This is a genomic window from Cyanobium sp. BA20m-p-22, from assembly GCF_024346275.1.
Taxonomy (GTDB): Bacteria; Cyanobacteriota; Cyanobacteriia; order PCC-6307; family Cyanobiaceae; genus Cyanobium_A.
Genome location: NZ_JAGQCQ010000239.1, coordinates 1 through 5,819, shown reverse-complemented (window position 1 = coordinate 5,819; position 5,819 = coordinate 1). Strand labels below are relative to the sequence as shown.

General features: G+C 65.3%; 6 protein-coding genes. 5 read left to right on the top strand and 1 reads right to left on the bottom strand.

Annotation, left to right across the window (positions count from 1 at the left end; genetic code table 11):
• The 5 genes from KBZ15_RS16845 to KBZ15_RS16825 form a co-directional block, all read left to right on the top strand.
• The coding region (locus KBZ15_RS16845; protein ID WP_255016365.1) for a hypothetical protein at positions 1–343 on the top strand (343 nt) is incomplete at its 5' end.
• Positions 344–374: 31 nt separating this feature from the next.
• Entirely contained in the window at positions 375–1,901 is a 1,527-nt protein-coding gene (locus KBZ15_RS16840; RefSeq protein WP_255016364.1) for a cryptochrome/photolyase family protein, read from the top strand.
• A gap of 38 nt (positions 1,902–1,939) precedes the next feature.
• Entirely contained in the window at positions 1,940–2,515 is a 576-nt protein-coding gene (gene hemJ / locus KBZ15_RS16835; RefSeq protein ID WP_255016366.1) for a protoporphyrinogen oxidase HemJ, read from the top strand.
• Positions 2,508–3,173: a PHP domain-containing protein gene (locus KBZ15_RS16830; protein WP_255016363.1), complete on the top strand. Its 666-nt coding sequence runs from the start codon at positions 2,508–2,510 to the stop codon at positions 3,171–3,173. Before hemJ ends, KBZ15_RS16830 begins: the two co-directional genes overlap by 8 nt.
• A 29-nt stretch (positions 3,174–3,202) precedes the next feature.
• Positions 3,203–3,748 (top strand): hypothetical protein, encoded by a 546-nt coding sequence (locus tag KBZ15_RS16825; protein ID WP_255016361.1) that lies wholly within the window; start codon positions 3,203–3,205, stop codon positions 3,746–3,748.
• 20 nt (positions 3,749–3,768) lie between these two features.
• Here the strand turns inward: KBZ15_RS16825 and cobN are convergent.
• On the bottom strand, positions 3,769–5,819 hold a 2,051-nt coding region (cobN, locus tag KBZ15_RS16820), incomplete at its 5' end, for a cobaltochelatase subunit CobN (RefSeq protein ID WP_255016360.1).

Genomic DNA, 5,819 nt, shown 5'->3' with positions numbered 1-5,819 from the left:
TAAGCGGCCGGTTCTCCACCCAAGGGCCGGCGTTGCCGCTCGAGACGGAGCCCCAGAATTGGCAGTGATTTCAGCAAGGGTTGCCATGGCTCCGACCCAACCCCTCCGGGTTGCCAGCAGGAACGGCCCTCCGCCGGCCATCGGGGCCCCGATCCTGGGCCTGGCCGCCCTGGGAGCCCTGGCGGTGATTCCCCTGGTGGCCCTGGCGGCGATCCCCCTACTACTGGCCACCTTGTTCGCCGTGGGCGGGGTGGTGGCCTTCGTCCTCAGCGTCTGGGCGCTGATCGAAGGGCTGGCCGCCTTCGAGCGCTGGATCGAGTCCGACCGCCGCTTCCGGCAGTGAGGCGCGGACATCGCAGACCCTGGAGCGCGCCGTGAAGGGGATCTGGGTGCTCGGCGACCAGCTCTCGCCAAGCCAGGCGGCCCTCGACAGCCTCGCTCCGGCAGAAGCAAGGGTGCTGCTGATCGAAAGCACTTCGGTGCTGCAGCACCGCCGCTACCACCGCCAGAAGCTGGTGCTGGTGTGGAGTGCCATGCGCCACTTCGCCACCGAGCTTCGCCAGAGCGGCTGGAGCGTGGACCACCGCGAAGCCTCCACCTTTGCCGATGCTCTACAGAGCTGGATCACGGAACAGGGCATCAGCGAACTGCATCTGATGGAGCCGGCCGAGCGCCCCTTCCGGATGGCGATCGAGCGGCTGGACCTGCCCGTGCCGTTGGTGTGGCATCGCTCCAACGCCTTCCTCTGGAGCCGGGAGGAATTCGCGGCCTGGGCCCAGCCCTACAAGCAGCTGCGCATGGAGCTGTTTTACCGGCAGGGCCGCAAGCGTTTTGGCGTGTTGATGGGAGACGACGGCCAACCCCTCGGCGGCCAGTGGAATTTTGATCACGACAACCGCAAGGCCCCGCCCAAGGGTCTGGTAGGGCCAGAGCCCTTGTTATTCCAGCCCGATGCAATCACCCGCGCCGTGATTGCCAAGGTTGACCAGCTGGCCCAGGAGCTTGAGGCCTCTGCTGAACCTGGTTTACCAGGGATTAATGAGCCGTTCGGCTGGGCAGTTACCCGCAGCCAGGCTCTGGCGGTGCTGGAACATTTCATCGATACGCGGCTCGATGGCTTCGGCCCGTTCCAGGACGCCATGGTCAGCGGCCAGCCCACCCTGTGGCACGCCCTGCTCTCCCCTTATCTCAACATTGGCCTGTTGCATCCGCTTGAGGTGATCCGCCGGCTGGAGCAGGCGGGCCTGGAGCGGGGCACCCCCCTGGCCTGCCTGGAAGGAGTAATCCGCCAGATTCTTGGCTGGCGCGAATACACCCACGGCCTCTACTGGTGGTTCGGACCCGACTACCCAGCTCGAAACCACTTCGGCGCCGATCGTCCTCTGCCCGGCTGGCTGGAGCAGCTGGGCGGCAGTGGCATGGCCTGTATGGACACCGTGCTGGCCGAGCTCGAGGTCAACGGCTACGCCCACCACATCCAGCGGTTGATGGTGCTGGCCAACTACGGCTTGATTGCCGGCCTCGATCCTCAGGCCTTCACCGCCTGGTTTCACCGCATGTTCATTGACGGCTACGACTGGGTGATGCAGACCAACGTTCTCGGCATGGGGCTGTTCGCCGATGGCGGCCTGCTGGCCAGCAAGCCCTACGCCGCCAGCGGCAACTACATCAACCGGATGAGCACCTACTGCAAGGGCTGCCGCTACAACCCCAAACAGCGCACGGGCCCAACGGCCTGCCCTTTCAATACCCTCTACTGGGACTTTTTAGCCCGCCATGCCCAGGAGCTGCGCCGCAACCCCCGCATGGCCCTGGTGATGAAGCAGCTCGAGCGGATCCCCGACGACGAGATGGCGGTGATCAGGGCTGCTGCTGCCGAGGGGGCCAGGAACCTATCTTGATGGATGCCCAACCAACCCCCGCCATGCCCCTGCTGGCCATGAGTTGGCCCCCGGAGGCCTACCTCTGGTTCAAGACCCTCCACATCGTGGGGGTGGTGGTGTGGTTTGCCGGCCTGTTCTACCTGGTGCGGCTGTTCATCTACCACCGCGAGGCTGGGGAGCTTGATGCCCCCTTGAGGCAGGCCTTTGAGGACCAATACGCGCTGATGGAGCGCCGGCTGGCCAACATCATCACCACCCCGGGCATGGTGGTGGCCGTTGTCTGTGCGGCGGGGCTGCTGAGCGTCAACCCGACCTGGCTGCAGCAGGGCTGGATGCACATCAAGCTGGCTTTCGTGTTGGCACTGCTGGCCTATCACGCCTTTTGCTATCGGTTGATGGGCCAACTCAACAGGGGAGCCTGCAGCTGGAGCCCCAAGCAATTGCGGGCCTTAAACGAGCTGCCCACCCTGCTGCTTGTGGTCGTGGTGATGCTGGTGGTGTTCAAGAACCAATTCCCCACTGGTGCCGCCACCTGGTTGGTGGTGGCCCTGGTGGTGTTCATGGCCGCCTCAATTCAGTTTTATGCCCGCTGGCGGCGCTTGAGAGCTGAAGGGCTGGCTGCAAATGGCTGATGCGGGCACGCCACTGCACCCCCTGCGCCCGGTGCTGGAGCAGATCACTCCCACCTGCTGCCCGGGCAGGGTCAACTTTCACTGCCACACCACCTTCAGCGACGGGAGTCTCAGCCCTGACCAACTTGCTCCGAGGGCCCTAGAGCTGGGCCTGGAACATCTGGCGATCACAGACCACCACAGCATCGCCGCCCATGCCCCCGTCGCGACGTTCTTTCGCGCCGTAGCCGATAGCGGCGGGCAGGTACCCAGGTTCTGGCGGGGAGTCGAGATCAGCTGCCTTCTGGAGGGCTGCCTGGTCCATGTGCTGGCCCTGGGCTTCGGTGAAGACCATCCCAGCCTGGAGCCCTACCTGCAGGGCCACGCTGCGGTGGGGCCAGCGCTGCGGGCCGAGGCCGTCCTACGGGCCGGCCAACAGGCGGGAGCCCTGATGCTGCTCGCCCATCCAGCCCGTTATCGGATCCCGTTCAAGTGGCTCATCAGTGCGGCCGATCAACTTGGCTTCGATGGGGCTGAGGCCTGGTATGACTACGAGCAAAACGACAATTGGACCCCTACTCCCATCGTCTGCGAAGCAATCGCAGCTGAGCTGCGGGAGCGGGGCCTATTGATGAGTTGTGGCACCGATACCCATGGCTTGACCCTCCACGGCCGCTAGGGTCATGGGCAGCCTTCACCTGCCGCACGATGGGTCTGTTCGATCGCCTGCTTGCACCCCGCGGCAGCACCCCTCCCGCCAACAACACTCCCGCCAAACCCAAAAAAGAAGTTGAAAGCTTCTTTCTCGACGCCGATGCCTCCAGCAGCATGGGCAACGTCGACTTCATGCGGCGCTCCAACACAATCCGGCACACCTTTCCAGGTACCGCTGACAGCCCGGGTAACAAGGAGATGATTGCCGAGGTGGCATCGATGGAGTCCAAGCTGGAAATGATGTCTGAGGGTTTGGCCGGCATCAGCAGCCAGCCGGAAACCGTTGACCTCAGCGGCGGTATCCCCAAACCGGTCAAAAAGACCTTTGCCCAGACCATGTCTGCCGCGGAGCTCGAGCAACGCAAAAAGGGATCGGCCTTTGGCGTCAATGTGCCTGGGGGGCCGGCGGCAATCAAACAGGAGCAGGAGCGCTCGGCCAGTGCCCAGGTGCCCAGCCAGCCCCAGATCAGCAAGCAGGCCTCCGGCAAGGCTGGCGCAATCGACCCCTTCAAGCAAATGGTGCGCGATCTGAACAGCTGAGCTGGGTCTAACCGGGCTGATCAGCCCTGCTCAATCTTCGCTTCACTTGTCAAAACCAGCTGGCGCAGATGTTCCAGCTGGTTTTGATTGGCCCCCTCCCACAGGCCCCGGTGATGGGCCTCCAGCAACCGCTCAGCCATATCGCGCAGGGCCCAGGGGTTGGCTTGCTCCAGAAAGCTGCGCACCGACCGATCCCCTAACCACTGATCGCAGATGGCGCCGTAACCCCAATCGGGAACGCAACCGGTGCTGGCGTCATAGGCAAACAGGTAATCGAGGCTGGCGGCCATTTCGAAACCACCCTTGTAGCCGTGCTGCTGCATGGCCCCAATCCAGCGGGGATTGAGCACCCGGCTGCGCAAAACCTTGTCAAATTCCCGCTCCAGGCGGTGGAGCCTGGGCCGGGCCGAGCGGGAGTGGTCGCCAAACCAAAGGGCCGGCCGCTGGCCGGAGACGCGCTCCACGGCGGCGCTCAGGCCCCCCTGGAATTGGTAGTAGTCATCGGAGTCGAGTAGGTCATGTTCCCGGTTGTCCTGGTTGTGCAGTACCACCTGCACGGCGCCCAGCCGCTGCTCGAGGCCGGCCCGATCGGCCCGGGCCTCGATTCCAGCCTGGCCGTCATAACGCCAGCTGCTCCAGTTGAGAAAGGCGTCGCCGAGGTCGCCGCGATCTTCCCAATGCCCCCCATCGATTAGCCCCTGCAGGCCGGCTCCGTAGGCGCCTGGGGCGGAGCCGTATACCCGGGCGCTATGGCCCTCGCGTCGCCAGGCGGCGGCAAGGGGATTGTCGGCATCCGCCTCCTCGAGGCGGGCCACCAGCTCGGTAGCCCTATTGACCCAGGCGACCAGCTGGGGAAAGGCATCCCGAAATAGGCCGGAGATACGCAGGGTCACATCCACCCGCGGACGGCCCAGCAGGGAAAGGGGAATCACCTCCAGATCCACCATCCGCCGGGTGGGACCATCCCAAACGGGTCGGACCCCGAGTAGGGCAAGGGTCTGGGCGATGTCCTCGCCGCCATTGCGCATGGTCGCCGTGCCCCACACGGATAGGGCCAGGGTCTGGAGGTGTTCGCCCTGCTCCTGGAGGTGGAGCTCAAGAAGCAGCTCGGCACTGCGGCGGCCCAGGTCCCAGGCGGCCTCGGTGGGCAGGCCGCGCAGATCCACGCTGTAGAAATTGCGCCCTGTCGGCAACAGGTCAGGTCGTCCCCTGGTGGGCGCGCCGGAGGGCCCCGCCGCAATCCGTTTACCGGCAAGACCCCGCAGGAAGGCCTCGCGTTCGGCTGGAGCGCAGGCCAGAAGGCGGGGCAGCAACTCCTGGCGAAGATGCTGCAGGGCCTTTGCCTCGGCAGCGCCGCCAGGCTCCTGCCTTTTGCCTTCCAGCTCCAGCTGTACCAGGGCCAGGGCCCGAGCTTCCAGCAGGGCCGTTCCGTCGCCGACCCGTCTGGGGGTCTGGCCACCGAAGGCGGCCAGGAGGCGCTGTTGGTCTGCCAGATCGAGGGGCATGTCGTCCCCATCGGCCCAGGGATCAAAGCCCAACTGGAGATCGCTTGCGAGGGCCTGGGTGAGCCCGGGTTGCTGGGCCAGTGGGCAGCGGGCCAGGCAGAGTAGGAGCTCGGTCAACTTCGCCTGCTCCGGCAGGGTGCCATAGGTGTGGAGCCCTAACCGAATCTGGGCCTCCTTGAGTTCGCACAGGTAACCGTCGGCAGCATCGAGCCGCCCATCCAGCTCCAGGCCTGCGCCCAGCGGAAGCTGGAGGCTCTCAAGGCGCTGGGCCAGTTGCTTGCGCAGGGGACCAGCGCGCTCGCTACCCAACTGGGTGGCCTCCCAGTACTCATCCAGCAACACCTCGAGCAGTTGGAGCTCACCGTGGAGGCCGGCCCTTCCCAGCGGGGGAGTGAGGTGGTCGAGGATCACGGCCTGGCTGCGGCGCTTGGCCTGGGAACCCTCACCAGGGTCGTTGACAATGAATGGATAGAGATGGGGCATGGGCCCGAGGGCCAGCTCGGGGAAGCAGGCGCCACTGAGGCCCAGCCCCTTGCCTGGAAGCCATTCCAGGTTGCCGTGCTTGC